This window comes from Plantactinospora sp. WMMB334 (genome assembly GCF_049179095.1).
Lineage (GTDB): Bacteria > Actinomycetota > Actinomycetes > Mycobacteriales > Micromonosporaceae > Plantactinospora.
Genome location: NZ_JBMHME010000002.1, coordinates 5,173,330 through 5,200,177, shown reverse-complemented (window position 1 = coordinate 5,200,177; position 26,848 = coordinate 5,173,330). Strand labels below are relative to the sequence as shown.

Annotated in this window: 25 protein-coding genes and 1 riboswitch; of the genes, 16 read left to right on the top strand and 9 right to left on the bottom strand. The window is 73.8% G+C overall.

Translation table 11 applies throughout. From position 1 onward, the window contains the following. Window positions 1-15: 15 nt before the first annotated feature. Entirely contained in the window at window positions 16-1,239 is a 1,224-nt protein-coding gene (gene hemW, locus ACN27G_RS22155) for a radical SAM family heme chaperone HemW (protein WP_421494690.1), read from the top strand. 55 nt (window positions 1,240-1,294) lie between these two features. On the opposite strand, the gene ACN27G_RS22150 is transcribed toward hemW, so the two are convergent. Next, window positions 1,295-2,026 (bottom strand): DUF4870 domain-containing protein, encoded by a 732-nt coding sequence (locus tag ACN27G_RS22150; RefSeq protein ID WP_421494689.1) that lies wholly within the window; start codon window positions 2,024-2,026, stop codon window positions 1,295-1,297. Between the two features lie 280 nt (window positions 2,027-2,306). Here ACN27G_RS22150 and hrcA point away from each other — a divergent pair, with 280 nt between their 5' ends. The 3 genes from hrcA to ACN27G_RS22135 all read left to right on the top strand — a co-directional run bounded on the left by hrcA (window position 2,307) and on the right by ACN27G_RS22135 (window position 5,354). Beyond that, window positions 2,307-3,326 (top strand): heat-inducible transcriptional repressor HrcA, encoded by a 1,020-nt coding sequence (gene hrcA / locus ACN27G_RS22145; protein WP_421494688.1) that lies wholly within the window; start codon window positions 2,307-2,309, stop codon window positions 3,324-3,326. 89 nt (window positions 3,327-3,415) lie between these two features. Further along, window positions 3,416-4,552 (top strand): molecular chaperone DnaJ, encoded by a 1,137-nt coding sequence (dnaJ, locus tag ACN27G_RS22140; protein WP_421497418.1) that lies wholly within the window; start codon window positions 3,416-3,418, stop codon window positions 4,550-4,552. A 58-nt stretch (window positions 4,553-4,610) separates the two neighbouring features. Further along, window positions 4,611-5,354 (top strand): 16S rRNA (uracil(1498)-N(3))-methyltransferase, encoded by a 744-nt coding sequence (locus ACN27G_RS22135; protein ID WP_421494687.1) that lies wholly within the window; start codon window positions 4,611-4,613, stop codon window positions 5,352-5,354. Window positions 5,355-5,417: 63 nt separating this feature from the next. Here the strand turns inward: ACN27G_RS22135 and ACN27G_RS22130 are convergent, their stop codons facing one another. Continuing rightward, window positions 5,418-8,111: a glycoside hydrolase family 3 C-terminal domain-containing protein gene (locus ACN27G_RS22130; RefSeq protein ID WP_421494686.1), complete on the bottom strand. Its 2,694-nt coding sequence runs from the start codon at window positions 8,109-8,111 to the stop codon at window positions 5,418-5,420. 117 nt (window positions 8,112-8,228) lie between these two features. Continuing rightward, complete coding sequence (locus ACN27G_RS22125; protein ID WP_421494685.1) at window positions 8,229-8,990, bottom strand: SDR family NAD(P)-dependent oxidoreductase; 762 nt, start codon at window positions 8,988-8,990, stop codon at window positions 8,229-8,231. Between the two features lie 51 nt (window positions 8,991-9,041). Here ACN27G_RS22125 and ACN27G_RS22120 point away from each other — a divergent pair, with 51 nt between their 5' ends. The 10 genes from ACN27G_RS22120 to ACN27G_RS22075 all read left to right on the top strand — a co-directional run bounded on the left by ACN27G_RS22120 (window position 9,042) and on the right by ACN27G_RS22075 (window position 18,467). Then, on the top strand, window positions 9,042-9,398 hold the full coding sequence (locus tag ACN27G_RS22120) for a histidine triad nucleotide-binding protein (protein WP_421494684.1): 357 nt from the start codon (window positions 9,042-9,044) through the stop codon (window positions 9,396-9,398). Further along, complete coding sequence (locus tag ACN27G_RS22115; RefSeq protein ID WP_421494683.1) at window positions 9,395-10,858, top strand: serine hydrolase domain-containing protein; 1,464 nt, start codon at window positions 9,395-9,397, stop codon at window positions 10,856-10,858. The genes ACN27G_RS22120 and ACN27G_RS22115 overlap by 4 nt, the downstream gene beginning before the upstream one ends. A 241-nt stretch (window positions 10,859-11,099) precedes the next feature. Further along, window positions 11,100-12,161: a PhoH family protein gene (locus ACN27G_RS22110; RefSeq protein WP_421494682.1), complete on the top strand. Its 1,062-nt coding sequence runs from the start codon at window positions 11,100-11,102 to the stop codon at window positions 12,159-12,161. A 45-nt stretch (window positions 12,162-12,206) separates the two neighbouring features. After that, a complete protein-coding gene (gene ybeY, locus ACN27G_RS22105) occupies window positions 12,207-12,674 on the top strand; it encodes an rRNA maturation RNase YbeY (protein WP_421494681.1) in 468 nt (155 codons plus the stop codon). Next, on the top strand, window positions 12,674-14,110 hold the full coding sequence (locus tag ACN27G_RS22100; protein ID WP_421494680.1) for a hemolysin family protein: 1,437 nt from the start codon (window positions 12,674-12,676) through the stop codon (window positions 14,108-14,110). The genes ybeY and ACN27G_RS22100 overlap by 1 nt, the downstream gene beginning before the upstream one ends. Further along, the gene (locus ACN27G_RS22095) at window positions 14,103-14,501 is read left to right on the top strand and encodes a cytidine deaminase (protein ID WP_421494679.1); all 399 of its coding nucleotides are present in this window, start codon (window positions 14,103-14,105) and stop codon (window positions 14,499-14,501) included. Before ACN27G_RS22100 ends, ACN27G_RS22095 begins: the two co-directional genes overlap by 8 nt. Continuing rightward, window positions 14,498-15,535, top strand: a complete 1,038-nt coding sequence (gene era / locus ACN27G_RS22090) for a GTPase Era (protein WP_421494678.1) — start codon at window positions 14,498-14,500, stop codon at window positions 15,533-15,535. Before ACN27G_RS22095 ends, era begins: the two co-directional genes overlap by 4 nt. Before the next feature lie 26 nt (window positions 15,536-15,561). Continuing rightward, window positions 15,562-16,401 carry an NAD-dependent epimerase/dehydratase family protein gene (locus tag ACN27G_RS22085; protein WP_421494677.1) on the top strand — a complete coding sequence of 280 codons (840 nt, stop codon included), beginning with the start codon at window positions 15,562-15,564 and terminating at the stop codon, window positions 16,399-16,401. A 73-nt stretch (window positions 16,402-16,474) separates the two neighbouring features. Then, window positions 16,475-17,131: an MOSC domain-containing protein gene (locus ACN27G_RS22080; protein WP_421494676.1), complete on the top strand. Its 657-nt coding sequence runs from the start codon at window positions 16,475-16,477 to the stop codon at window positions 17,129-17,131. A 148-nt stretch (window positions 17,132-17,279) separates the two neighbouring features. Then, on the top strand, window positions 17,280-18,467 hold the full coding sequence (locus ACN27G_RS22075) for an acyltransferase family protein (RefSeq protein ID WP_421494675.1): 1,188 nt from the start codon (window positions 17,280-17,282) through the stop codon (window positions 18,465-18,467). Here ACN27G_RS22075 and ACN27G_RS22070 read toward each other — a convergent pair. Next, window positions 18,448-19,245, bottom strand: a complete 798-nt coding sequence (locus ACN27G_RS22070) for a DUF4097 family beta strand repeat-containing protein (RefSeq protein ID WP_421494674.1) — start codon at window positions 19,243-19,245, stop codon at window positions 18,448-18,450. The genes ACN27G_RS22075 and ACN27G_RS22070 overlap by 20 nt on opposite strands. A gap of 191 nt (window positions 19,246-19,436) precedes the next feature. On the opposite strand from ACN27G_RS22070, the gene recO reads away from it, so the two are divergent. Both recO and ACN27G_RS22060 read left to right on the top strand, forming a co-directional pair. Next, complete coding sequence (recO, locus tag ACN27G_RS22065) at window positions 19,437-20,306, top strand: DNA repair protein RecO (RefSeq protein WP_421494673.1); 870 nt, start codon at window positions 19,437-19,439, stop codon at window positions 20,304-20,306. 8 nt (window positions 20,307-20,314) lie between these two features. Further along, on the top strand, window positions 20,315-21,127 hold the full coding sequence (locus tag ACN27G_RS22060) for an isoprenyl transferase (protein WP_421497417.1): 813 nt from the start codon (window positions 20,315-20,317) through the stop codon (window positions 21,125-21,127). A gap of 73 nt (window positions 21,128-21,200) precedes the next feature. On the opposite strand, the gene ACN27G_RS22055 is transcribed toward ACN27G_RS22060, so the two are convergent. The 5 genes from ACN27G_RS22055 to ACN27G_RS22035 all read right to left on the bottom strand — a co-directional run bounded on the left by ACN27G_RS22055 (window position 21,201) and on the right by ACN27G_RS22035 (window position 26,608). Continuing rightward, window positions 21,201-21,776, bottom strand: a complete 576-nt coding sequence (locus ACN27G_RS22055) for a hypothetical protein (RefSeq protein WP_421494672.1) — start codon at window positions 21,774-21,776, stop codon at window positions 21,201-21,203. Then, the gene (locus tag ACN27G_RS22050) at window positions 21,773-23,521 is read right to left on the bottom strand and encodes a PHP domain-containing protein (RefSeq protein ID WP_421494671.1); all 1,749 of its coding nucleotides are present in this window, start codon (window positions 23,519-23,521) and stop codon (window positions 21,773-21,775) included. Before ACN27G_RS22050 ends, ACN27G_RS22055 begins: the two co-directional genes overlap by 4 nt. Before the next feature lie 233 nt (window positions 23,522-23,754). Beyond that, a complete protein-coding gene (locus ACN27G_RS22045) occupies window positions 23,755-24,555 on the bottom strand; it encodes an energy-coupling factor transporter transmembrane component T family protein (RefSeq protein WP_421494670.1) in 801 nt (266 codons plus the stop codon). Continuing rightward, window positions 24,552-26,000, bottom strand: coding sequence for an ABC transporter ATP-binding protein (locus ACN27G_RS22040; RefSeq protein ID WP_421494669.1), 1,449 nt, complete (start codon window positions 25,998-26,000; stop codon window positions 24,552-24,554). Before ACN27G_RS22040 ends, ACN27G_RS22045 begins: the two co-directional genes overlap by 4 nt. A 14-nt stretch (window positions 26,001-26,014) precedes the next feature. Next, the gene (locus tag ACN27G_RS22035; RefSeq protein WP_421494668.1) at window positions 26,015-26,608 is read right to left on the bottom strand and encodes an ECF transporter S component; all 594 of its coding nucleotides are present in this window, start codon (window positions 26,606-26,608) and stop codon (window positions 26,015-26,017) included. Window positions 26,609-26,685: 77 nt separating this feature from the next. Then, window positions 26,686-26,793, bottom strand: a riboswitch (TPP riboswitch). Window positions 26,794-26,848: the final 55 nt, after the last annotated feature.

Here is a 26,848-nt window from a genome sequence, read left to right as displayed (position 1 = left end):
CGGCACACTAGTCCCATGCCTGGTCTGCTCCCAGCGGGTGAGCCCGTACCCGTCGACGGGACGCTGCCCGACGCCGCCCTGGCCACGGTCGGCGACCGCGGCTTCGGTGTCTACGTCCACGTGCCCTTCTGCGCCAGCCGCTGCGGCTACTGCGACTTCAACACGTACACCGGGAGCGAACTCGGCGGTGCGGCGGGCCGGGACGGCTACGCCGACCAGGTCCTCGCCGAGCTCGCCCTCGCCGCCCGGGTGCTGGCGGGCCGGCCGCCGCCCCGGGTCGACACGGTCTTCGTCGGCGGGGGCACGCCGACCCTGCTGCCCCCGGACGACCTGGCCCGGATCCTGGACGGCATCGACCGGACCTGGGGGCTGGCCGCCGACGCCGAGGTCACCACCGAGGCGAACCCGGAATCGGTGACCCCGGCCTCGCTCAAGGAACTCCGGGCCGCCGGCTACACCCGGATCTCTCTGGGCATGCAGTCGGCCACCCCGGCGGTGCTGGCGATCCTCGACCGCCGGCACACGGCCGGCCGGGCGACCGAGGCCGCCCGGGAGGCCCGGGACGCCGGGTTCGCGCACGTCAACCTGGACCTGATCTACGGGACGCCGGGAGAGCGCGCGGAGGACTTCGCGGCGTCGCTGGCGGCGGTGCTGGCGGCGGGCGTGGACCACGTCAGCGCGTACGCCCTGATCGTCGAGGACGGCACCCGGTTGGCCGCCCGGATGCGGCGCGGCGAGCTGCCGTACCCGGACGACGACGTGGCGGCGGACCGCTACCTGGCCGCGGAGGCGGCGCTGCACGCGGCCGGCTTCTCCTGGTACGAGGTGTCGAACTGGGCCCGGACGCCGGCCGCTGCCTGCCGGCACAACCTGCTCTACTGGACCGGCGGCGACTGGTGGGGTCTCGGGCCGGGCGCGCACAGCCACGTCGGCGGGGTCCGCTGGTGGAACGTGAAGCATCCGGCGAGCTACGCCGCCCGGCTCGGCGTGGGATCCTCGCCGGGACAGGCCCGGGAGGTGCTGTCGGCGCAGGAGCGGCAGACGGAGGACGTGCTGCTGCGGATCCGGCTCGCCACCGGGCTGCCGCTGGCCACCCTCGACGACCAGGGGCGGGCGGGCGCCGCCCGGGCCCGCGGCACGGGTCTGCTGGACGGGTCCGCGTACGAGGCGGGGCGGGCCGTACTCACCCTGCGCGGCCGGCTGCTCGCCGACGCCGTGGCCCGGGACCTGCTGCCCTGATCCGTTAGGAGGGGGCCCTTCATATACAAAAAACGATAAGAAGGGCCCCTTCCTTTCACTTGACCATGCGGATCGTCATCGGGTAGCGGTACAGCACGCCCTCGTTCGCCTTCATGCCGGCGATGATCGAGAAGACCAGCACCACCACCCAGGCGATGAACGGCAGGAAGATGAGCACGACCGTGCAGGTGCCGACGATGAGCGAGACGATCGAGATGATGCCCCAGGTGATCTGGAAGTTGAGCGCCTCGACCGCGTGGGCGCGGACGGTCGGCGACTCGTTGCCCTTGGCCAGCAGCGCCACCAGGGGGGCGATGAAGCCGACCACGATGCCGCCGAAGTGGGCGATCAGGGCCCAGGTCTTCTCGTCGTTGTTGGCGTAGCCGGCCGGGGCCGGGCCGCCGTACTGGTTGCCGTACGGGTTGCCGGGCGGGGGGTAGCCGGCACCGGGGTAGCCGGCGCCCGGGGGCTGGCCACCGGGGGGCGGGTAACCGCCACCGGGCGGGGGGTAGCCGCCACCCGGTGGATAGCCGCCGGGTTGCTGGTAGCCGCCGCCGGAGGTGGGGTACGTCCCGCCGCCGGAGGTCGGGTATGTGCCGCCGCCGGAGGTCGGGTATGTGCCGCCGCCGGAGGTCGGCGGGGGAGTGTCGGAGGCGCCGTACCCGGGTGCCGGGGGCGGCGGAGGATATCCCTCGCCGGGCGTCGAGTACGAGCCCGGAGACATCGGGGCGGTCGGATCGTGGGGCTGGCCGCCGTACTCACCAGGAGGGCGAGGTGGTTCAGTCATGCGGTCACGGTAGGGGGCGGGGACAAGTGACGCCACCCACCCGCCGGACTGAGTCTGGACAACGGCCGACCGTACCTGCTAGGCCCGCCGGGGTAGGGTGTGCGGGCAAGCCTGTTGTCCGGGTTCGGATAGCCCATCCAAACGATCATCGCGTCGGGTACGCCTTGGTCGTAGACTGGCACTCGCTACAGTCGAGTGCCAGGGGGTTCCGTGGCCCGACCGTCGTGGTCGCCCCGGTCGTTTCGCCCAGCCGGGGCCGGGACGTCGCAGGGAGGTGAGGATGGGTCTCGACGACCGCAAGCTCGACGTGCTGCGCGCGATCGTGGAGGACTACGTCGCCACCCAGGAACCGGTCGGCAGCAAGGCCCTGGTCGAGCGGCACCAGCTCGGTGTCTCGCCGGCCACCGTCCGCAACGACATGGCCGTGCTGGAGGAGGAGGGCTACATCCGGCAGCCGCACACCAGCGCCGGCCGGGTCCCCACCGACCGGGGTTACCGGCTCTTCGTGGACCGGCTCTCCCGGGTCAAGCCGCTGACCCCGGCCGAGCGGCGGGCGATCGAGCGTTTCCTGGTCGGCGCGGTGGACCTCGACGACGTGGTGCACCGTACGGTCCGGCTGCTCGCCCAGCTCACCCGGCAGGTCGCCGTCGTGCAGTACCCGAGCCTGGCCCGCTCCTCCGTCCGGCACCTGGAACTGGTGCCGATCTCCACCACCCGGCTGATGCTCGTCATGATCGCCGACACCGGCCGGGTGGAGCAGCGGCTGGTCGAGCTTCCCACGCCGATCAGCGCCGACGACGTCACCGAGCTGCGCCGGCTGATCAACGAGCGGCTCGGCGGCCGGAAGCTCGCCGACACCCCGCCCCTGGTCCAGGCCCTGGTCGACGAGGCGGTCCCCGGGCTCTGCCCGGCGATGACCACGCTCGCCACCGTCCTGCTGGAGACCCTGGTCGAGCGGCACGAGGAGCGGATCGCGCTGGCCGGCACCGCCAACCTCACCCGGGGTGGCCTGCTCGACTTCCAGGGTTCGCTGCGGCCGATCCTCGAGGCGCTCGAGGAGGAGGTCATCCTGCTCAAGCTGATCGGCGAGGTGGAGCCGAACACGCTCCAGGTCCGGATCGGCGACGAGAACGAGATCGACAACCTTCGGGCCACCTCGGTGGTCAGCACCGGATACGGTCCGGGTACGACCATCGTCGGCGGGCTCGGCGTGTTGGGGCCCACCCGGATGGACTATCCGGGCACCATCGCCACGGTGCGGGCCGTGGCACGCTACGTCGGCGACGTGCTGGCGCAGTGACCACCAAGCTCACCGGACGAGACCACCACACCCACCTGACGACGACCGGCGGACGGTAACGCGAGACAGACATGAGGACACGGAACGCAGTGGCCAAGGACTACTACGGGATTCTCGGCATCAGCCGGGACGCCTCCGACGACGACATCAAGCGCGCCTACCGCAAGCTGGCGCGGCGGTACCACCCGGACGTGAATCCGGATCCGGAGGCACACGAGAAGTTCAAGGACATCAACGCCGCGTACGAAGTCCTTTCGGACGACCAGAAGCGGCAGATCGTCGACCTCGGCGGCGACCCGCTGGCCCCCGGCGCCGGGCCCGGCGCCGGCCCGGGCGGTGCCGGTGGCCCGTTCGTCGGCTTCCAGGACATCATGGACGCGTTCTTCGGCGCCGCCGGCGGCTCCCGGGGGCCGCGCCCGCGGACCAGGCCGGGTGCGGACGCGATCCTGCGGCTCGAACTCGACCTGCCGGAGACGGCGTTCGGGGTGGAGGCGCCGATCGCGGTGGACACCGCCGTGCTCTGCACCACCTGCTCCGGCGCCGGCACCGCCCCCGGCACCCACCTCGCCACCTGCGAGGCGTGCGGCGGGCGCGGCGAGGTGCAGTCGGTGCAGCGCACCTTCCTCGGCCAGGTCGTCTCGTCCCGGCCGTGCACCGTCTGCCAGGGCTACGGCACCGTCATCCCGCACCCCTGCCCGACCTGCGCCGGGGACGGCCGGGTGCGTACCCGCCGCTCGCTGACCGTCAAGATCCCGGCCGGGGTCGAGGACGGCATGCGGATCCGGCTGGCCCAGCAGGGCGAGGTCGGCCCCGGCGGAGGCACGGCCGGCGACCTCTACGTCGAGATCCACGAGCGTCCGCACGACGTCTACTCCCGCAAGGGCGACGACCTGCACTGCCGGGTCACGGTGCCGATGACCGCCGCCGCGCTCGGCACCCGGCTGACCATCAAGACGCTGGACAGCGAGGAGCCGGTCGACGTCAAGCCGGGCACCCAGCCGGGCTCGACGCTGCGGCTGCGGGCCCGGGGCGTGCCGCACCTGCGCGGCACCGGCCGGGGCGACCTCTACGTGCACCTCGACGTGCGTACCCCGACGAAGCTCGACGCCGAGCAGGAGCGGATGCTGCGCGAGTTCGCCAAGACCCGGGGCGAGGAGGTCGCCGAGCTGACCAAGCAGGGCGGCTTCTTCTCCCGGATGCGCGACGCCTTCAACGGCCACGGCTGACCCGGCCCCGTCCGGCCGGTCGCCCGCGCCGGCCGGACGACCCGCTAACCTCCTCGCCGTGAGCGCGCCGCTGTTCCTGGTCGAGTCGCTGCCGCCGGGCGACGTCGTCACCCTCGACGGTCCGGAGGGGCACCACGCCGCGACGGTGCAGCGGCTGCGTACCGGCGAGGAGCTGCTGCTCGCCGACGGGCGCGGCGGCACGGTCGCCGCCGTGGTCACCGCCGTCGGCCGGGGCACCCTGACCGCCTCCGTCACCGTCCGCCGGTACGCCGAGCCGCCCGACCCGCGTCTCGTCGTCGTCCAGGGGATCGCCAAGGGCGACCGGGCCGAGCTGGCGGTGCAGGCGATGACCGAGGTCGGGGTGGACGAGATCGTGCCCTGGGCGGCGGAGCGCTCGGTGGTGCAGTGGCGCGGTGACCGGGGCACCCGGGCCCGCGAGCGCTGGGTCGCCACCGCCCGCGAGGCGGCCAAGCAGGCGCGCCGGCCCTGGCTGCCGGCGGTCGCCGGCACGCCACAGGCACCCGCCGAGCCGACCCGGACCGTCGCCCGCCGGATCACCGGAGCCGCCGCCGGCTTCCTGCTGCACGAGGAGGCGGAGGCCCGGCTCAGCACCGCCGAGCTGCCCGGCTCCGGCGATCTCGTGCTGGTGGTCGGGCCCGAGGGCGGGATCTCCCCGGCCGAGCTGGCCGCGCTCACCTCGGCCGGTGCCGTACCGGTCCGGCTCGGGCCCGAGGTGCTGCGTACCTCCACCGCCGGGGTCGCCGCGCTCGCCCTCCTCGCCACCCGCCTCGGCCGCTGGTGAAGCTGCAAGGAAGGGCCCCTTCTTATCGTTTTCTGTAGAAGAAGGGCCCCCTCCTAACGTCCGTCAGATGTCGGTGGTGCTGGTCAGGCGGATGTCGGCGATGTCGTGTGCCGCCTCGATCCGGTAGCGGCCGGGGCGGGTCCGCCAGCCGTCCGGCTCCCAGACCTGGAATGTCCGCGCCGGGAGTGGCATCCGGACGGTGACGGTCTCGCCGGGAGCGGCCTCGGCAGCGGCGAAGCCGGCGAGCCAGCGGACCGGGCGGTCCGGATCGGCGGTCTCCGGGCCGACGTACACCTGCACCACCTCGCGGCCCGGCCGGAAGCCGACGTTCCGGAGCGTGACCACCGCGACCGGTCCGTCCGGCCGATCCGGTTCCGGCGGTTCCGTCGGTCGTGCCGGTGCCGTGGATCTCGGCGGTTCCGTCGGTCGTGCCGGTCCTGCGGATCCCGGCGGTTCCGTCGGTCGCGCCGGTCCTGCGGATCCTGTCGGTCCTGTCGGTTGCGCCGGTCCCGCGGATCCCGTCGGTCCTGCCTCTACCGTGAGCGAGTCGTAGGTCCAGACGGTGTAGCCGAGCCCGTGCCCGAACGGGAAGAGCGGCTCGGCGCGCCAGCCGCGATAGCCGACGAAGACGTCGTCGGCGTACTCCAGTGTCCCGGCCACCGGGGTCGTCTCCAGCGCCGGGCAGTCCTCGGCCCGGCGCGGCCAGGTGGTGGGCAGCCGCCCGCCGGGCTCCGCCCGCCCGAGCAGGACGTCGGCGAGTGCCACCCCGGCCTCCTGGCCGGGAAACCAGGTGAGCAGGATCGCGGCCACCTCGTCGGCCCAGGGCATCAGCACCGGCGAGCCGGAGTTGACCACCACCACCGTCCGGGGATTGGCCGCCGCGACCCGGCTGACCAGCTCGTCCTGCCGGCCGGGCAGCGCCAGCGTGCTCCGGTCGAACCCCTCCGACTCGACCTCCTCGGTGGTGCCGACCACCACCACCGCCACGTCGGCGTCGGCAGCCACCCGAGCCGCCTCGTCGAGCAGGGCGTCGGCCGGGTCGCCGGTCCCGCCCGGCGGGGCCGGGACGGGCTCGGCGTGCCCGAGGGTGAACGACACGAAGCCGGGATGCTCGCCCCCGACCATGCGGCGGGTGAGCCGCACCTCGACCGGCTCGCCGGCCCGGACCGGCAGCTCGAACCGGCGCTCGATGCCGGCCCGGAAGACGGTGCCGGGCTCCTCCGCCGGGTCGTAGAGCGGGCCGTCGAAGAGTTCCGTGCCGTCCACGGTGAGGGTGAAGAACCCGAAACCCTCGACCGCGAGCCGGGCGGTGCCGCCGGCCAGCGGGGTGTGCGTGGCGGCGAGTTCGACGCTGGCCAGCTCGGCCAGGGAAAGCCCCTCCGGCAGGTCGCCCATCCAGCGCACCGTCGCCCGGTCCAGCGCGGCCCGGTAGCGGTCCCGGCCCTCCGCGTCGCGCAGCGTCGCGGTGATCGGCGTCCACGCCACGCCGCCGGCCGCCGGCAAGCGGAGCCGGGGGTCGGCGCCGACCGCGTACCGGAGGTCGGCCTCGGGGAGCGCGGCGGTCAGCCCGGCGAGCGGCGAGATCGCGTGCGGCGGCGAGACCAGGGCGCTGCCGCCGCCCTGGATCCGGGCGTCGTCGGCGAGCGCGCCGAGGACCGCCACCCGGCGTAGCCGGCCGGGGTCGAGCGGGAGCAGCCCGCCGTCGTTGCGGGCCAGCACGAAGGAGCGGACCGCCACCGCGTGCGCCAGGGCGGTGCCGTCGGGCGCCGCCGGTCGCCGGGCCGGGTCCACCGCCGGGGGTACGCCGTCGAGCAGCCCGAGCCGGCCGGCGAGCCGGAGCACCCGGCGTACCTTGTCGTCCACCTCCGTCTCGGCGACGGTGCCGGCGCGGACGGCGGCGACCAGCGCGTCGCCCCACGGGTCGCCGGCGGCCGGCATCACCACGTCGAGCCCGGCGTTCGCGGACGCCTCGGTGCGGCGCGCCGCCGTCCAGTCGGAGACGACGGTCCCGTCGAAGCCCCACTCCTCCTTGAGCAGGTCCCGGAGCAGCCCGGCGTGCTCGGTCATGGTGGCGCCGTTGACCCCGTTGTACGCCGCCATCACCGCCCACACCCCGGCGCCGACGATCCGCTCGAACGGGGCGAGGTAGAGCTCCCGGAGCGCCCGCTCGGAGACCCGGACGTCGACGGTGAACCGCTCGGTCTCCGAGTCGTTGGCGACGAAGTGCTTCACCGTGGCGCCGACGCCGGTCTCCTGCACGCCGGTGACGTAGCCGACCCCGATCTCGGCCGTGAGCAGCGGGTCCTCGGAATAGCACTCGAAGTGCCGGCCGCCGAGCGGGCTGCGGTGCAGGTTGACGGTGGGGGCGAGGAGCAGGTGCACGCCCTTGCGGCGGCACTCGGCGCCGAGCAGCCGGCCGGCCTGCCGGGCCAGCCCCGGATCCCAGGTGGCGGCGAGCGCGGTGGGGCTGGGCAGGGCGATCGACGGGTCGTCCGGGGTCCAGCGGACGCCGCGTACCCCGATCGGGCCGTCCGACATCACCAGCGGGTCGAGCCCGATCCCGGGTACGGCGGGGAGCGTCCAGAAGTCCTGGCCGGAGAGGAGCCGCACCTTGGTCTCCAGGTCGAGGGCGCTGAGCGCCCGCTCGATCACCGCCTCGCCCGTGCCGGTCGTCGCCTCGCCCGTGCCGGTCGTCGCCGCGTCCCGCCGGTCCGCCGTCATCGTCGCCCCTTCCGCCGCCGGCCAGATATCGATCATCCTGCCAGCCGGGGCCGTGCGCCGCCCGTGACAGCGCCCGGTGGCCGACGCCGTGCGCCGCCCGTCACAGCCCGGTGGCCGGCGCCGGGGCGGTGTCCAGCCGGTGCTGGGCGGCCGTCAGGTGCGCAGGTACGAGGCGCCGTTGAGGTCGACGATGGTGCCGGAGGCCCACTCCGCCTCCGGCGAGGCGAGCCAGTGCACGGCGGCGGCGATCTCCTCCGGCCGGGCGACCCGGCGGAACGGGCTCTGCGCCCGGATCTCGTCGCCACGGGGCGCCTTGAGGTGCTCGTTGGTCATGTCGGTCTCGACGAAGCCGGGCGCGACCGTGGCGACCGCGATGCCGTACGGGGCCAGGGCCACCGCGAGCGACTGGCCGAGCGCGTTCAGCCCGGCCTTGCTGGCGCCGTACGCCGGCTGGGTGGGCTCGCCCCGGAACGCCCCCCGGGACGAGACGTTGACGATCCGGCCGCCCCGTTCCCGCAGGTGCGGAGCCGCGCACCAGATGGTGTTCGCCGCGCCGAGCAGGTTGACGTCGAGGGTGCGGCGCCACTGCTGCTGCCACTGCTCGTAGGAGGAGTCGAAGATCGGGTGCCCGGGGTCGGCGGCCCCGAAGACCCCGGCGTTGTTGACAAGCACGTCGAGTCCGCCGAGCCGGGTGGCGGCGTCGTCGACCATCGCGCGTACCTGCTCCGGGTCGGCGAGGTCGGCCCGGACCACCACGTGCCCCTCGCCGGGCAGGGCCGCGACGAGTTGCTCGGCCAGCGGGGTCGAGTCCCGGTGGTGCACGGCCACCCGGTCGCCACCGGCGGCGAACACCGTCGCCACCGCCCGCCCGATCCCCCGGGACGCCCCCGTCACCAGCACCGCTCGTCCAGCCACCCGGTCATGATGCCGGGCACGCGTCCGGCATTGGTAGCCCCTACGATGCCGATGATGGAGAACGACTGCTTGTTCTGCCGGATCGTCGCGGGCGAGATCCCGGCCACCGTCGTCCGGGAAACCGACACCACCCTCGCCTTCCGGGACATCGACCCGAAGGCGCCGGTGCACGTGCTGGTGATCCCGAAGGAGCACTACGTCGATGTGGCGACCCTGACCCAGGCCGATTCCCGACTCGCCGGCGACGTGCTCGAGACGGCGTCCGTGGTGGCCGAGAGCGAGGGGTTGCTCGCCGACGGCTTTCGGTTGATCTTCAACACCGGCCCGTACGGCGGCCAGGAGGTCTTCCACGTGCACGCCCACGTGGTCGGCGGTGCGCCGCTGGGGCCGATGCTGGCCCGACCGTGACCGAGGCGCACCGGCAGTTCGAGCGGCTGGTCCGGCAGGCGCAGGCCGAGTCGCGGATCCCGGCGGTCTCGGCCGCGCTGCACCGGGCCGACCGGCCGCTCTGGACCTGCACGGTCGGCACGACCGGCAACGATGCCCCGCTGGGCCCCGGCACGGCGTTCCGGATCGGCTCGGTGACCAAGACCTTCACCGCCGTACTCGTCCTGCAGTGCCGCGACGACGGCCTGCTCGACCTGGACGACCCGGTCGGGGCGCATCTCGACCTGCCCGCACACGGGGAGCTGACCGTGCGCCGGCTGCTGTCGCACACCTCCGGGATACAGCGCGAGCCGTACGGCGACATCTGGGACACCCTGCGTACCCCCGAACTCGACGACCTCCTCGCCGGCCTGGCCAGGGCCGAGCGGGTGCTGCCGCCGGCCCGCCGGTTCCACTACTCCAACCTCGGCGTCGCGCTGCTCGGCCAGGCCGCCGCCCGGCTGCGCGGCGGCACCTGGGCGGAGGTGGTCGCCGACCGGATCCTCGGTCCGCTCGGGCTCGCCGACACCCGTCCGGTACCTCCGGCGGGCGCCGCGACCGGCTTCCTGGTCGACGCCTACTCCGACCACGCCCGGCCGGAGCCGGAGACCGACCTCGGCGCGGTCGGGCCCGCCGCCCAGCTCTGGAGCACCGCCGCCGACATGGCCCGCTGGGCGGCCTTCCTGGTCGACCCGGCCGCGGTCGATCCGGACGGCGCGGTACTGCGGCCGGCCACCCTCGACGAGATGCGCTGGCCGCTGACGGTGACCGACGAGTCGCTCTGGGCCGCCGGTTTCGGGCTGGGCCTGATCCTGCTGCCCCAGCGCGACCGCTCCGGTGCCACCGACCGCTCCGGTGCCGCCGACCGCTCCGGTGCCGCCGACCGCTCCGGTGCCGCCGACCGGCCCGGTGCGGCCGACCGGACGGTGCACGTCGGGCACGACGGTGCGATGCCCGGCTTCCTGGCCAGCGTCTACGGCCGGCGCGGCGGCCCGGGCACCCCGGGCGCGATGGGCTGCGCCGTGCTCGGCTCCTCCGGCACGGGTGCCGCCGTGAACGAGCTGGCGCACCAGCTCCTCGCCGCCTCGGCCCGGGACGATCCCGCCGACATCGCGCCGTGGACCCCGGGCGGGCCGGCGCCACAGCCCTACCGGGGGCTGCTCGGGCGCTGGTGGGGCGAGGGCTACGAGTACGTCTTCTCCTGGCGCGACGGCGCCCTGCGGGCCCGGGGTGCGGCCGACCCGGCGGGCCGGCCGCCGGCGGTCTTCGAGCCGCTGCCCGACCGGCCGGACGTGCTGCGTACGGTCTCCGGCCGGGAGGTCGGGGAGCTGCTCCGGCTGACCCGGGACGACCGGGGCGAGGTGGTGACGATGCACTGGGCGACCTACCGCTTCACCCGCGCACAGGAAACCTTCGACCGTTTCGACTTCCGCGCGCGGTGACGGGTGTAAGGAAGGGCCCCCGCTTATCGCTTTCTGTATATGCGGGGGCCCTTCCCAACGCCCCATCCGGGGACGAGTTGCCCAGCGGGGTGGAGACTGGCGGAAATGGAGAGCGTGCCGTCGGCGTTGAACGGATACGATGACCTCAACGTCCGCACGCCGTGCGACCAGCCGGGAGAGCTCCCGCAACAGCGCGGCACCGAGATCGGAAGCAGGTGGCACAGGGCCTCGGGCCCGACCCATGACCGGTACTCCACCCCCCGGGCAGACCCGGGTGCAGACCAGGATCACGGTTCCTGACCCCAAGATCATGGTTAACCTGCTCGGCGCGGGCGACGAGATCCTGCGGCTGATCGAGCGGTCGATCCCCAGCGACGTGCACGTCCGGGGGAACGAGATCACCATCACCGGTTCCCCGGGCGACAACGCCTTCGCCGAGCGGCTCTTCACCGAGCTGCTCGAGTTGATCGAAAAGGGCGAGACGCTGACCACCGACGCCGTGCGGCGTACTCTCGGCATGATCGAGCAGGGCGGCACCGAGCGCCCCGCCGAGGTGCTGACGCTCAACATCCTCTCCCGGCGCGGCCGGACGATCCGCCCCAAGACCCTCGGCCAGAAGCGGTACGTCGACGCGATCGACGGGCACACCATCGTCTTCGGCATCGGCCCGGCCGGCACCGGCAAGACCTACCTGGCGATGGCAAAGGCCGTGCAGGCCCTCCAGGCCAAGCAGGTGAACCGGATCATCCTGACCCGGCCGGCGGTCGAGGCCGGCGAGCGGCTCGGCTTCCTGCCCGGCACGCTCTACGAGAAGATCGACCCCTACCTGCGGCCGCTCTACGACGCGCTGCACGACATGCTCGACCCGGACTCCATCCCCAAGCTGATGGCCGCCGGGACGATCGAGGTCGCGCCGTTGGCGTACATGCGGGGTCGTACCCTCAACGACGCGTTCATCATCCTCGACGAGGCGCAGAACACCACGCCGGAGCAGATGAAGATGTTCCTCACCCGGCTCGGCTTCGGCTCCAAGATCGTCGTGACCGGTGACGTCACCCAGGTCGACCTGCCCGGAAGCACGATCAGCGGGCTGCGGGCGGTCCGGGACATCCTGGAAAATGTCGACGACGTGCACTTCGCCCAGCTCGGCAGCTCCGACGTCGTGCGGCACCGGCTGGTCAGTGACATCGTGGACGCGTACGCCCGCTGGGACGCCGAGCGGGAGTCGCAGCAGCAGGGCCAGGGCGTGCACGCCGTACCGGGCCGGACCGCGCACGGCGGCCGGGCCGGCCGGCGCCGCTAGAGCGGCCGACAAGTGCAGGGACACACAGCTCAACAGGGGAACCAGTTGTCCATCGAGATCGCCAACGAGTCGGGGACGAGCGTCGACACCGACGCGGTGCTCGCGGTAGCCCGGCACGCCCTCGACGAGATGGGGGTGAACTCCCTCGCCGAGCTGTCGGTGCTGCTCGTCGACGTCGACTACATGGCCGAGCTGAACCATCGCTGGATGGGCGGGGACGGGCCGACCGACGTGCTCGCCTTTCCGATGGACGAGGGGAGTGTCGACCACGGGCCCGGTGAGGTCAACGGTGGTGAGCCGGCGCTCCTCGGCGACATCGTGCTCTGCCCGGAGGTCGCCGCCAAGCAGGCCGCCACCGCCGGGCACTCGGCGGCCGACGAGCTGCACCTGTTGACCGTGCACGGTGTGTTACACCTACTCGGCTACGACCATGCCGAACCTGAGGAGGAACGGGAGATGTTCGCGCTACAGGCGCGGCTCCTGGACAGCTGGCGTGCGACGCGGACCCAGTGATGCCTGACCATTTAGCCGCGCTGCCCGCGTCCCTGGCGTCCTCCGCCGGTGCCCCGGGCGGCCTACCCGATCTCCAGTTGCTCTTCCTCGCCGCCGGGCTCGTGGTGCTCGCCGGGATCTTCGCGATGGCCGACGCCGCGCTGGCCGCGGTCTCCCCGGCCCAGGCCGGCGAGCTGGCCCGCGACGGCGCACGCGGTGCCCGTACCCTGCAACTCGTCGCCGCCGACGCGGTCCGGCACATCAACCTGCTGCTGTTGCTGCGGCTGCTCTGCGAGCTGACCGCGACCGTCCTGGTCGCGCTCGTCGCGGTCGACACCTTCGGCGCCGGCTGGACCGCCGCCCTGGTCACCGCCGGGGCGATGACCGTGGTCAGCTTCGTGGTGGTCGGCGTGGCGCCGCGCACCATCGGCCGGCAGCACGCCTACACCGTGGGCCGGGTCACCGCGCCGTTGGTCCGCTGGCTGGGCCGGGTGCTGAACCCGCTCGCCTCGCTGCTGATCCTGATCGGCAACGCGGTGACGCCGGGGCGGGGCTTCCGGGAGGGGCCCTTCGCCACCCAGGTCGAGCTGCGCGAGCTGGTCGACCTCGCCGAGCAGCGCGGCGTCGTCGAGCACGGCGAACGGCAGATGATCCACTCGGTCTTCGCGCTCGGTGACACCATCGTCCGCGAGGTCATGGTGCCGCGTACGGAGATGGTCTGGATCGAGGCGCACAAGAAGCTGCCGCAGGCGCTGGTGCTCTTCCTCCGTTCCGGCTTCTCCCGGATCCCGGTGATCGGTGAGAGCGTGGACGACGTGCTCGGGGTGCTCTACCTCAAGGACGTGATCCGGCAGACCCAGGGCGACGATCCCGGCGCCACCGAGCGGCCGGTCTCCGAGGTGATGCGCTCCGCCACTTTCGTGCCGGAGTCGAAGCCGGTCGACGACCTGCTCTCGGAGATGCAGGCGGCCCGCACCCACATGGTGATCGTCGTCGACGAGTACGGCGGCACCGGCGGGTTGGTCACCATCGAGGACATCCTGGAGGAGATCGTCGGCGAAATCACCGACGAGTACGACGTCGAGCGCCCGCCGGTCGAGCGCCTCGACGACGGCCAGGTGCGGGTCACCGCCCGGCTGCCGGTGGAGGATCTCGGCGAGATCTTCGACGTCGAGTTGCCGGCCGACGAGGTGGAGACGGTCGGCGGGCTGCTCGCCCAGGCTCTCGGCCGGGTGCCGTTGCCCGGCGCCTCCGCCGACGTGGCCGGGCTGCGGCTGATCGCCGAGGGCACCACCGGCCGGCGCAATCACATCGACTCCGTGCTGGTCCGCCGGGTCAGCGAGGCGGACGCACCCGAGGAGCAGCCGCAGACCCCCGCCGAGGCCGAGCCGCGGGGCACAGAGAGCGCCCGGGAGCAGCACTCCCGGGCCGAGGAGAGGCAGCCCGCCGATGCCTGAGCCAGCCGGCTCACCCGCCACCGCCCCGCCCCGGGCGCACACCCCGACGGCCGGGGGCGAGTTGACCGCCGAGGACGCCAAGCTGCTGGTCCTGGCCCGGGGTGCCCGGGGCCGGATCGGCGCGGTCGAGGGTGCGGCAGTACGCGACCAGGACGGCCGGACGTACGCCGCCGCCAGCGTCTCGCTGCCGTCGCTGACCGTCACCGCGTTGCAGTTGGCGGTCGCCTCGGCGGTCGCGGCCGGCGCCACCCGGCTGGAGGCCGGTGCGGTGGTCACCGAGGCGTCGACGCTGGACGGTGCCGGCCACGCCGCCGTCCGCGACCTTGCCGCCGACGCCCCTGTCCACGTCGCCGCCCCGGACGGCACCCTGCTCGGCACGGTGCTGGAGTGACCGCGCCCCAGGCCGGCCACCCGGCGAGCCCCGAGACCGGCGACCGGGGGAGCCGCGAGGGCGGTGACCGGGCGGGCCACCGGGGGAGCCGCGAGGGCGGTGACCGGGCGGGCCGCCGGACGGAGGGCGGTGACCGGGGGAGTCGCCGGACGGAGGGCGGTTACCGGGCCGGCTTCGCCTGCTTCGTCGGGCGGCCGAACGCCGGCAAGTCGACGCTGACCAACGCGATCGTCGGGCAGAAGATCGCCATCACCTCCAGCAAGCCGCAGACCACCCGGCACGTGATCCGGGCCGTCCTGCACCGGCCGGACTCGCAGCTCGTCCTGGTGGACACCCCCGGGCTGCACCGGCCGCGTACGCTGCTCGGCGAACGCCTCAACGACCTGGTCCGGCAGACCTGGAGCGAGGTCGACGTGATCGGCCTCTGCATCCCGGCGGACGAGCCGATCGGACGCGGCGACCGGTTCATCACCGGCGAGCTGGCCGAGCTGAAGGCCACCGTGCTGGCGGTGGTGACCAAGACCGACCTGGTGGACCGGAAGCGGCTGGCCGAGCAGTTGCTCGCCGTCGCGGAGCTGGGCGACTTCGCCGAGGTGGTGCCGGTCAGCGCGGTCTCCGGCCACCAGGTGGAGACGCTGGTCGACGTGATGACCGGCTACCTGCCGGCCTCGCCGCAGCTCTATCCGGACGACATGCTCACCGACGAGCCGGAGCAGGTCCTGGTCGCCGAGCTGATCCGGGAGGCGGCCCTGGAGGGGGTCAGGGACGAGCTGCCGCACTCGATCGCCGTGGTGGTCGAGGAGATGATTCCCGAGGATCGGCTGACGAAGATCTACGCCGACGTCTACGTGGAGCGGCCCAGCCAGAAGGCGATCGTGATCGGGGCCCGGGCCAGCCGGCTCAAGGAGGTCGGCATCCGGGCCCGGCAGCAGATCGAGGAGCTGCTCGGCACCCGGATCTATCTCGACCTGCACGTGCGGGTGGCCAAGGACTGGCAGCGGGATCCGAAGCAGCTCCGCAAGCTCGGCTTCTGACGAGGGACAAGGGACAAGGGCCGCCGATGCCGGTACGGGTGCTGGTCACCGGCGCGGCCGGCCGGGTGGGCAGCCTGCTCCGGCCCCGGCTCGCCGGCCCGGGGCGGGTCCTGCGGCTGCTCGACATCGCCGACCAGCGCCCGGCCGCGCCCGGTGAGCCGGTGGAGATCGTCCGCGCCGACCTCGCCGATCCGGCGGCGCTCGCCGTGGCCTGCGCCGGGGTCGACGCGGTCCTGCACCTCGCCGGGATCCCCACCGAGGACACCTGGGACGAGCTGCTCCGGGTCAACGTGGTCGGCACGCAGCACCTGCTGGAGGCGGCCCGGACGGTCGGGGTGCCCCGGGTGCTGCTCGCCTCCTCGATCCACGCCGCGGGCTGCTACCGCCGGGAGGGCAGCAGCCCGGACCCGCCCGGCGGGCCGGCGCCGGCCGGCCCGGACGGGGTGCCGGCAGCGGTGCCGCCCCGTCCGGACACCTACTACGGCTGGTCCAAGGCGGCCGTCGAGTCGCTCGGCAGCCTCTACGCGGACCGGTTCGGCATCACCGTCTTCGCGCTGCGGCTCGGTGCCTGCTTTCCGGAGCCGCCGGGGCTCAGCGGGCTGGAGAACTGGCTCTCCCCGGGCGACTGCGCCCGGCTGGTCGACGCCTGCCTGCGGACGGAGGCGTCCGGGTTCCGGGTGCTCTGGGGGATCAGCCGGAACAGCCGGCGCTGGTGGTCGCTGGCCGAGGGGCGGGAGATCGGGTACGAGCCCACCGACGACGCCGAACGCTACGCCGACCGGGTGCGCCCGCTCGACGGTGAGATCGTCACCAGCGGGTTGATCGGTGCGCAGTTCTGCCGCTACCCCGTCGGGGAACGGCGCTGATCGACGGCGGTGCCCGCCGCCTTCTCGAAATCGACGAGGCGTCCCAAAGAGCGTGCTCGGTAGGGTGCGGTCCATGGCAGAGATCCTCTCGGTCAACCTCGCCGTTCCCGAGCCGAACAGTGCCAAGGAGGTCGGGGTCACCGGCATCAACAAGCGTCCGGTGGCGGGGCCGGTGCCGGTCCGGGCGCCCGGACCGAAGACCGTCGGGCTGGGCAGCGGCCTGGTCGGTGACCAGATCTTCGACGTACGGCACCACGGCGGCGACGACCAGGCGGTGTACGCGTACGCCAGGGAGGACTACGACTGGTGGGAGGCGGAGTTGGGTCGCCCGCTCGCCGGCGGCGTCTTCGGGGAGAACCTCACCACCGTCGGGCTCGACGTGAACGGCGCGGTCATCGGCGAGCAGTGGCGGATCGGATCAGAGCTGGTGCTCCAGACGACCTTCGGCCGCATCCCGTGCGCCACCTTTCAGCTCAAGATGGGGATCCCACGGTGGTTGAAGCGGTTCACCCGGGAGGCCCGGCCCGGCGCGTACCTCCGGGTGCTGCGGCCGGGGGAGGTGCGGGCCGGTGACGAGGTGACGGTGCTGCACCGGCCGGAGCACGGGGTGACCGTCGCCGAGGGATTCCGGGCCTGGATGTCCGAGCCGGAGCTGCTGCCCCGGCTGCTGGCGGTCGAGGAGGCCCCGGAGGATCTCCGGGAGCAGCTCCGGAGGCGGCTGAACGCCTGATCCGGCCCGGATGCCGCGGCCTCGTCCGTGACGTTGCCGCCTGTTCCGAGAGGGTTCAGCTAAAAATCCTCCGGTTGTTGCTATACCCGCCCAGTGGCGCGGGGTAGGAAGACATTTCGTCCCCTTCTTCCGTCGACAGACCAGGCTGATGCGAAACCGGTACTACGACCTGCTCCGCTCCCTCGCCATCGTCCGCGTCGTCGTCTACCACGTCACCCACTGGGCCTTCCTCACGCTGGCATTTCCCGCCATGTCGCTGATGTTCGCGCTCGGCGGGGCGTTGATGGCCAGTTCGCTGGAGCGCCGGGGTGCCGCGGCGATCGGGCGCCGGCTGCGCCGGCTGCTGCCGTCGCTCTGGCTGGTGGCGGCGATCTTCGTGCCGGCCATGCTGCTCACCGGCCTGGCCCCGTCCTGGCGGCTGGCGCTCTGGGTGCTGCCGCTGGCCGATCCGCCGGCCAACACCTGGGGCGCACTGGTCCTCAGCGTGGTCTGGTATCTGCGCGACTACCTCTGGTTCGTCCTGGTCTCGCCGCCGGCCTACTGGCTGTTCCGCCGCTGGCCGGTGCCGACGGTGCTGGCGCCGTACCTGCTGCTGGCGGTCGTCGAGTTCGGCTACCCGGAGGCGCCGGGGCTGCTGCGCGACTTCGGGCTCTACTTCGGCGCCTGGCTGCTCGGCTTCGCCCAGCACGACGGGATGCTGCGGCGGATGTCCCGTCGGTTGATGGTGGCGATCGCCCTGCCCACCGCCGCGCTCGGCGCAGCCTGGATCTTCACCCACCAGGGGCCGCGCGGGTACGACCTGAACGACGTACCGGCCGGCAACGCGCTCTGGTCGTTCGCGTTCGTGCTGCTGGTGCTCGGGTTGGCGCCACCGTCGGTCGCCTGGGTCGACCGCTGGGCGGCGCTGCGTCGGGCGGTGACGGTGGTGAACAGTCGGGCCCTGACCATCTACCTCTGGCACATGCCCTTCGTGATCGCCGTCGACGCGCTGCTCTCCGGGCTGGGGCTGGCCCATTCGTCCGCGCTCGGCCTGGCGGCGCGGCTGGCTGCCGTCGCCGTGCTGGTGGCGGTCGCGGTCATGCTCTTCGGCTGGGTGGAGGATCTGGCCGCCCGCCGCCCTCCCCGCCTGCTGCCCGGCGGCCCGTTCGCCGCCGCCCGCCCACCTGCCGGCCGCCCACCTCTCGGCCGCCCACCTGCCGGCCGCCCACCTCTCGGCCGCCCACCTGCCGGCCGCCCACCTGCCGGCCGCCCACCTGCCGGTCCCGCCGTTCCGTCCGACACCACGGCTCGGCCTACGGCGGGCGAGCGCGGCAGCGTCAGCTCGCGCGGACAGTGATGCTGCCGCTGCCGGTCTCCAGGTCGAGCACGTCCTTCGCGGCCGGATCGTTGCGCACCCTCACGTCGGTGCTGCCCGAGTCGGCGTGCGCCCGCACCTGGTAGTCGCCGGCCGGGACGGTCAGGTCGATGGAGCCGCTCGACGCGCTGGCCTGCACCGAGCCGGCGGCGGCGAGGGTCAGCTCGATGCTGCCGGAACCCGTGTGCGCCGACACCTTCCCGGCACCCAGCGAACGACCCTCGATCGACCCCGAGCCGGCCCGCGCGGAAACCGGGCCCGGCAGCCGGTTGAGGGTGATCCTCCCGGAGCCGGTCTCGGCCCGGACCGGGCCGCTGGCGTCGGTCACCGAGATGTGACCGGAGCCGACCCTGATGTCGACCTCCGCCAGCGCGGTCAGGGTGACGTTGCCGGAGCCGTTCTCGCCGCGCAGCGTGACGCCGGCCGGGGCGAGAATGTCGTACGACACCCCGCAGTGCCGACCGCAGTCGGTGTCCAGGAAGAGCTTCGTGCCCTCGATCCGGTAGGTGGCGTCGTCGGGCTGGCCGCCCCGGTACTGGACCACGCGCTCGATCCGGACGTTCTTCACGGCTCCGGTGCGTACCACCACGTTCCCGGAGCCGGGCGAGACCTCGATCTCGGTGATCTTGACATCCTCGGTGCGGTTGTAGGTGAGGCGTTGCTCGGCGACGCCGTCACAGCCGGCCGAGGCGAGCAGCGCGACCAGGACGAGGGCGCCGGTGGCGGCGGTGGCGGTGGCGGTGGCCCGGGAAACCAGCATGGACGAAGGCTATGGGCGGCACCGGACCGCCGGCATCCGGGTTCTGCCACCGGACCACCCCGATCCGACCCTGAGAGCCGCCTCAGGGTCGCCGATCGGGCAGCGGTGATTGGAAGGGCCCCTTCTTCTACAGAAAACGATAAGAAGGGGCCCTTCCTTACACGCGGAGGGTGGGCGGGAAGAATGGGTGGGTGGCCGGATACCGCCGTCAGCTCTACCGCGACGACGCGGTGGTGCTGCGCGTCCAGAAGCTCGGCGAGTCCGACCGGATCATCACTCTGCTGACCCGCCGGCACGGCCGGCTGCGGGCGGTCGCCCGGGGGGTACGCCGGACCACCTCCCGGTTCGGCGCCCGGCTGGAGCCGTTCGGCCACGTCGACCTCCAGATCGCCGGTGACCCGAAGGGCGAGCAGGGCAGCTCGCTGCACTCGATCAGCCAGGTGGAGGCGGTCCAGCTCTACGGCAAGGCGTTCGTCGCCGACTATCCCCGCTACACCGCGGCGAGTGCGATCGCCGAGACGGCGGAGCGGCTCACCCCGGTCGAGCGGGAGCCGTCGCTGCGGCTCTTCCAGCTCACCCTGGGCGGGCTGCGCGCCCTCGCCGACGGCGAGCATGCCAGCACCCTGGTGCTGGACGCGTACCTGCTGCGCGGGATGGGGCTGGCCGGCTGGGCGCCGGCACTGGTCGCCTGTGCCGTCTGCGGTACGCCGGGCAGGCACGGCGCCTTCTCCGTACCGGCCGGGGGTTGTGTCTGCCCCGACTGCCGGCCGCCCGGCGCGGCCCATCCGGCCCCCGCCACCCTCGGCCTGATGGCCGCGCTCGCCTCCGGGGACTGGCGGACGGCGGACGCGGCCGAGCAGGCGCACCGCCGGGAGTGCAGCGGCCTGGTGGCGGCGCACCTGCAATGGCATCTGGAGCGGGGGTTACGCTCGTTGCCGCTGGTCGACAGGGGCTCGACCGGCGGTGAGCGTACGGAGCGGGCGCGGCACGCCCCGCGACGACCCGACGCGGTGGACGTGGCGAGTGACGCCGCGCCGGACGTAGCGAAGGAAGCACAGTGATCCGAGCGATGACCGACCGGGCCCGCCGGGCGCCGGTGCCACCGACCCCGCACCCGTCGGGTGCCCGGCCTCCGGCGCTGCCGGCCGAGGCGCTGCCGAAGCACGTGGCCGTGGTGATGGACGGCAACGGGCGCTGGGCCAAGGAGCGCGGGCTGCCCCGGACCAAGGGGCACGAGCAGGGCGAGTACTCGCTCTTCGACACGATCGAGGGCGCGATCGAGCTGGGCGTCCCGTACCTGTCGGCGTACGCCTTCTCGACGGAGAACTGGCGGCGCTCGCCCGACGAGGTGCGTTTCCTGATGGGCTTCAACCGGGAGGTCATCCGGCGCCGTCGGGACCAGTTGGTGGAGCTCGGGGTCCGGGTGGTCTGGTCCGGCCGGGCCGGCCGGCTCTGGAAGAGCGTCATCTCCGAGTTGCAGACGGCCGAGGAGATGTCCCGGGACAACTCGACGCTGACGCTGCAGTTCTGCGTGAACTACGGCGGGCAGGCCGAGATCGCCGACGCCGCCGCCGCGATCGCCCGGGAGGTCGCCGCCGGCAGGGTCGACCCGGCGAAGGTCAACGAGAAGATGATCGCGCGGTACCTCTACCACCCGGAGGTGCCGGCGGTCGACATGTTCCTCCGCCCCTCCGGCGAGCAGCGCATCTCCAACTTCCTGCTCTGGCAGAGCGCCTACGCCGAGCTGGTCTACCTGGACGTGCTCTGGCCGGACTTCGACCGCCGGCACCTCTGGTACGCCTGCGAGCTCTACGCCCGGCGGGACCGGCGGTTCGGCGGCGCCCTGCCGAACCCGGTCGCACCGGAACCGATCCGCGGCTGACCGCCGGCATCCGCACCGGCGCGCTGACCGGGATCGCCCGGAGGTTGCCGGGTGGGTGGCCCGGGGCGGCCCGCTACGGGTGGTCGGCGCAGCAGGGGGTCGGGTCCGGCACCTCGAAGGGGCCGATCCGGTTGCCCGCCACCGGTGTGGTGACCAGCGTCAGCCGACCGTCCCGCCAGTGTGGACGAACGAAGTCGCGGGTCTCGACCGGCGTGCCCGGGTCGGGCTCCCCGCCGCCGAGCACGGTCACCCGCGCGATGGCGCTCGCCGCCAGCAGGTCGGCGACCGTGAGCACCCCGACCAGCCGCTCGACGCCGGGATAGCGCACCGCCCGGCCGGATCGGCGGGCGAGGTGCTCGGCGGCGGCGCGCCCGGCCGCGTCCCGCAGCTCCGGCGGCGTCGGCGGCAACCCTGGCACCGCCCCCGCCGGTGCCAGGCTGATCGCGACGTGTGGATGGGGAACGGCCACCAGGTGCGTGCAGGCGACCAGCTCCGGGCCGGCGAACGGCAGCACCTGCTCGCGCAGCCAGTGCTCGGCCTCCCGCTCCGTACGGTGGCCCAGGCTCAGCCCGACCACGAGGCCCCCGACCACGGGGCCGGCCCCGGAGGCGGGGCCGGCGCTCGTGGCGACATCGTGCTCGCCGGTCAACTCGGCAGCACCCAGATCGGGTTGGCGTAGAACCAGAGGTCCTCCCACGGGTCGGCGGCGCCGACCACGTCGAGCGCCGGCCCGTGCGGGTCGACCGCGGCGCCCATCAGGCCGGGCGCGCTCCGCTTGCCATCGGTGCCCCGCAGCCGTACGTAGAACGGCTGGTCGACCCGGCCGAACGAGTAGGTGAAGGAGACCCGGCCGGTGCCCCGGCCGACCTCGAACGACTTCGCCACCCGGGCGGTCGGCGCGGTGAAGGTGTCCCGGTCGCCGACCGGGCCGGTGACCCGGCCGGTGATCACGTCGACCCTTGCCAGCGCCGGCACGAACTGCGACCAGTTCGGCGTGTTGGCCAGGTCGATGTCGATGGTCAGCTCGACGGAGGTACCCCGCCTGACCCGCAGCACGCCGCCGAGCGGGGTGCCGGAGTCGTGCCGCCGGTCACCGGCGATCCGGGCCCGGACGTCCAGACCGCTGATCAGGCCGCCGTGGTCGACCCAGACCCGGCCGGAGCGCAGCCCGTCCATCACGGCCCGGTAGCTGAACGAGCTCGCGCCGACGTGCGTCCGGCTGTACTGGCCCGGCCAGTAGTCGCCGGCCTCGGTGAGCAGCGGCCCGTACACCGGGTCGTGGTACCTGCCGTTGAGCTCGAAGTTGCTGTCCGGCCCGCGCTGCGAGGTGTCCAGGTAGTTGACGTGCGAGTCGGAGTTGGCGCTGATCCACCACGGCTTGCCCTCGGCGAGCAGGCTGTCCCAGAGCCCGCCGACGGTGGCGGTCATCCAGTCGAAGCCGCCCCAGGTGCGGTAGCTCTCCAGCGGGTAGCCGGGGAACGAGCTGGCGGAGGGGTTGTTGTCGTAGTAGCCCCGGGCCCGGCCGGCGGTCGCCCTCGGCAGGCCGGCGGCCTGGTGCCCGGGGGCGCCCTCCATGCCGACCGCGACGGTGGGGTCGGCGTCCCGCCAGGCCCGCACCTCGTGCGGCGAGTCGATGCCGCGCCGGGCCGGGTGGTTGGCGAGGAAGAGCGCCCCGTCGATCCGGCGCCGGCGGACCGCCTCGCCGAGGAACCTGATGCCGGCGACGGCCAGCGCCTCGTTCGCCGGGGTCGGGTCACCGGCGCCGCGCACGCTGCCGTCGTACGCGTTCTCGAACTCCTTCAGCACCGCCACCTCGTTGCGGCCCGGTGCGACGAAGACGGTGGCGTGCTCGGCGGCCGGGATGTTCCACTCCAGACCCTGGTAGATGAGCAGGTCCCTGAGCTGGCCCCGGGCGGCGACGATGTCCGGGTTGACCTTCTCCACGCCGATCTTCGCGTGCGTCACGCTGCCGTGGTCGGTGATCACCATCCAGTCCAGCCCGTGGGCGCGGGCGTGCCGGGCCTGGTCGATCACCCGGTACTGCGCGTCGGAGCTGTACTGCGTGTGGATGTGGTGGTCACCGGCGAGCCACTGGAAGCCGCCCTTCGGCTCCGAGCCGCCGCCGTGCCCGCCGCCGGGGCCGTGCCCGCCGCCGGGGCCGTGCCCGCCGCCGGAGCCGTGCGCGTGGGCCAGCTCGGGCGTGGCGAGCACGGTGGCGGCGGCACCGGCACCGAGCAGGCCGGCGTTGCGCAGGAAGCCGCGCCGGGAGAGGTCGGAGGGGGAGAGCTCCTCGTCCGGGACGGTCAGGTCGACGGCGGCCGGCAGGTCCCCGGTGGTGCCGTGGTCGTGGCCGTAGTGATCATGATCGTGGTGATGCGAATGGCCGTGGCCCATGCTTGCTCCGTAGTTCGTCGACTGGTGCAGAGGTGGCCCAATCTCGTCCCGCCCGGAGAACAGCAGATGACCTGATCAGGGCACTCATGCAAACATGTTGCTGCGGACATGGGCCCGGCCAGGGCGACCCCGTCCGTGGCAGGTGCGTAACGCCCGGACCGGCCGGGTCAGCCGGCCAGCGGGCGGAAGGGTCGGCCGGGCCGGCCGACGAGCGGGCGGAAGGGCCGGCCGGGTCAGCCGACGAGCGGGCGGAAGGTGCCGAGCGCGACGCTGACCGCGAGCGCTCCGGAGGCGAGCACCGCCGCCCCGGCCACCAGGGCGGCATCGGCCACTGTGAACTGTTGCCGGCGGGCCGACGTACGCGGCGTCCCCGAGTCGAAGCCGCGGGCGTCCATCGCGGTGGCCAGCCGGGTGCCCCGGCGGATCGCCCCGACCAGCAGGGTGAACGCGGTCGAGCCGAAGAGCCGAAGCCGGGTCAGCGGGTTGCGGCCGGCCTCGATGCCCCGGGCCCGGCGGGCCAGGCTCACCATCTGCCACTCCAGCGCGAGCAGCGGCACCAGGCGGAACGCGGCCAGCGCCCCGATCGCGAACCGGGGCGGGGCCTTGACGTTCTGGATCAGCGCGTCGGTCAGGTCGGTCGGGTCGGTGGTCGCGAAGATGAGCACACCCGGCAGCGCCACCGCGATCACCCGGAGCGCCATGCCCAGCGCGGTGACCAGTACCCCGGTGGTGATCTCGACCGGCCCGACCTGCCAGAGCAGGGTGCCGGTCCGCTCGGCGGCGAAGAGCACCAGGGTGCAGAAGATGCCGAGGGCGCTGGCCAGCAGCGGCCAGGCCCGGCGGGCCAGCGCGGCGTAGCCGACCCCGAAGAGCGGCACCACGGCGAGCTCGAAGCCGATCGCCACCGCCGGGGCGACCGGGTCCACCGTGGCGATCAGCGCGACGGAGACGACCAGCGCGGCGGCGACCTTGGCGACCGGGTTGCGCCGGGCCAGCGGCGCGCCGGGGGCGGCGATCGGCTGGTACGGGATCACGCGTCGCCCCGTACGCCGGCCGGCTCGGGCGCGCCGTCGCCGAGCCGGATCGTCCGGTCGGCCAGGGCGGCGACGAAGTCGGTGTCGTGGGTGACGGTGACGATGCCGTGCCCGGCGTCGCGCAGCCCGGCGAGCAGGTCGACCAGCTCGATCCAGGTCCGCCGGTCCTGCCCGAAGGTCGGCTCGTCCAGCACCAGCAGCCGGGGTGCCGTGGCCAGCGCCGTCGCCACGCTCAGTCGCCGCGCCTGGCCGCCGGAGAGGGTGTACGGGTTGGCTCCGGCCAGCCGGTCGAGCCGGAGCCGCGCCAGCAGTTCGTCCACCACCGACCGGACCACCGCCTCGGGCCGGCCGGTCCGGCGCGGCCCGAGCGCCAGCTCCTCGAAGACCGTGTTCCGGACGAACTGGTGCTCCGGATCCTGGAAGACGGAACCGATCCGGCCGGCCAGCGCCGGTGCCCGCCACCGGTGCGGTGCGGTGCCGGCGTCCCGGCCGGCCAGGGCCGGAGAGGCCGCCAGCCGGCCCGTGCGGGGACGGAGCAGCCCGCCGAGCAGCAGCGCCAGGGTGGACTTGCCGGCGCCGTTGGGCCCGAGCACGGCGACCGCCTCACCGGCGCGTACCCGCAGGTCCGTGCCGGCCAGCCGGGGCGGCAGGCCGAGCCGGTCGGCGGTGAGCAGCAGGTCGCCGGGGGCGTTGGCGGCCCGGTGTGGAGCCGGCGGCGGGCCCGGCACCCAGACCCCGGCGGCGGCCAGCTCCGGGCCGTGCGCGCCGAAGACCTCCGCCGGCGGCCCGTCGGCGCGCACCCCGCCGCCGGGTTCCAGCACCACCACCCGGTCGACCAGTGGCAGCGCCTCGGCGACCCGGTGCTCGACCAGGATCAGGGTGGTCTCGTCGTCCACCGCCGCCGCGACCGCGTCGCGGACCAGGGCGGCGCCGGCCGGGTCCAGGTTGGCGGTCGGCTCGTCGAGCAGCAGCAGCCCTGGCCGGAGCGCCAGCACCCCGGCCAGGGCGAGCCGCTGCTGCTCGCCGCCGGAGAGCGCGGCGGTGGAGCGGTCGAGGCCGTAGGGGAAGCCGACCCGGGCCAGCGTCCCGGCGACCCGTGGCCAGATCTCCGCCGCCGGTACGCCCCGGTTCTCCAGGCCGAACGCCACGTCGTCACCGGAGCGGGCCATCACCAGCTGGGTCTCCGGGTCCTGGAAGACGATGCCGACCCGCTCCCGGGCCTTGCGCGGGTCGAGCCCGTCGATCTCGACGGTGCCCTCCTGTTCGCCGGAGTCCTCGGCGAGCAGGCCGGCGAGCGCGGCGAGCAGGGTGCTCTTGCCGGCCCCGGAGGCGCCGAGCAGCAGCACCCGCTCGCCGTGCCCGATCCGCAGGTCGACGTCGCGGAGGGCCCAGGCCCGCCGGCCGGCGTGCCGCCAGCCGAAGCCGCGCAGCCGTACCTCGCTCACCGCGCCCGTGCCGGCTAGACGGCGGTACGTTCGCGGCCGGCCGGGAACCGGTCCAGGACGCCGGTCTGGGCCAGTGAGCGGGTGAGCGCCCAGCCGCCGGCACCGGCCACGACCGCCGAGCTGAGCACGGTGATCAGGAAGACCGGCACCCGGAACGAGGCGACGTCGAACTCGGAGTAGTAGCGGATCTGGTCGAAGACGGCGGCGGCGAGACCGGCCAGCAGGCCGGAGCCGACGGCCACCGGCAGCCGGAACGAGCGGTAGCGGACGGCCGCGAACGCCGCCTCGGCGGCGACGCCCTGGGCGAGTCCCTGGATGATGGCTATCGTGCCCCACTGGCTGCCGAGCAGCACCGAGACGACGGCCGCGACGAACTCGCAGTAGAGCGCGGCGCCGGGCTTGCGGATCACCAGCCCGCCGAGCACCCCGGGCACCAGCCAGATGCCGTAGATGGCCGCCTGGGCCGGCGGAAAGAAGGCGAACGCGCCCTCGGTGGCGCTCCAGACCACGTTCCAGGCCCAGAAGATGACCCCGAACGCGACCGCGATGACGGATGCGACGACGATGTCGACGGTGCGCCATCTGGTGGTGATGGTGGACGTTGTCACGAGCTTGCCTCCCAGTCGCGCGGCGGACCGGGCAAGTCGCACGCCGCGAGCCGGGACGGACCCGGACCACGGCGCGGCTGGAGAATCGACCGAACTCCCTGCGCTGGCATTACCCAGATCAGGTGCGAGGGTCTGCGGGCGGATCGCCCGCACTCTCAGCGCTGTGCGCTCCCCTGTCGGATGTGCTGTTGTGCCGCAGACGCTACACCGGATGCCGCGGTGCCGACAGTTGGGGAAGCG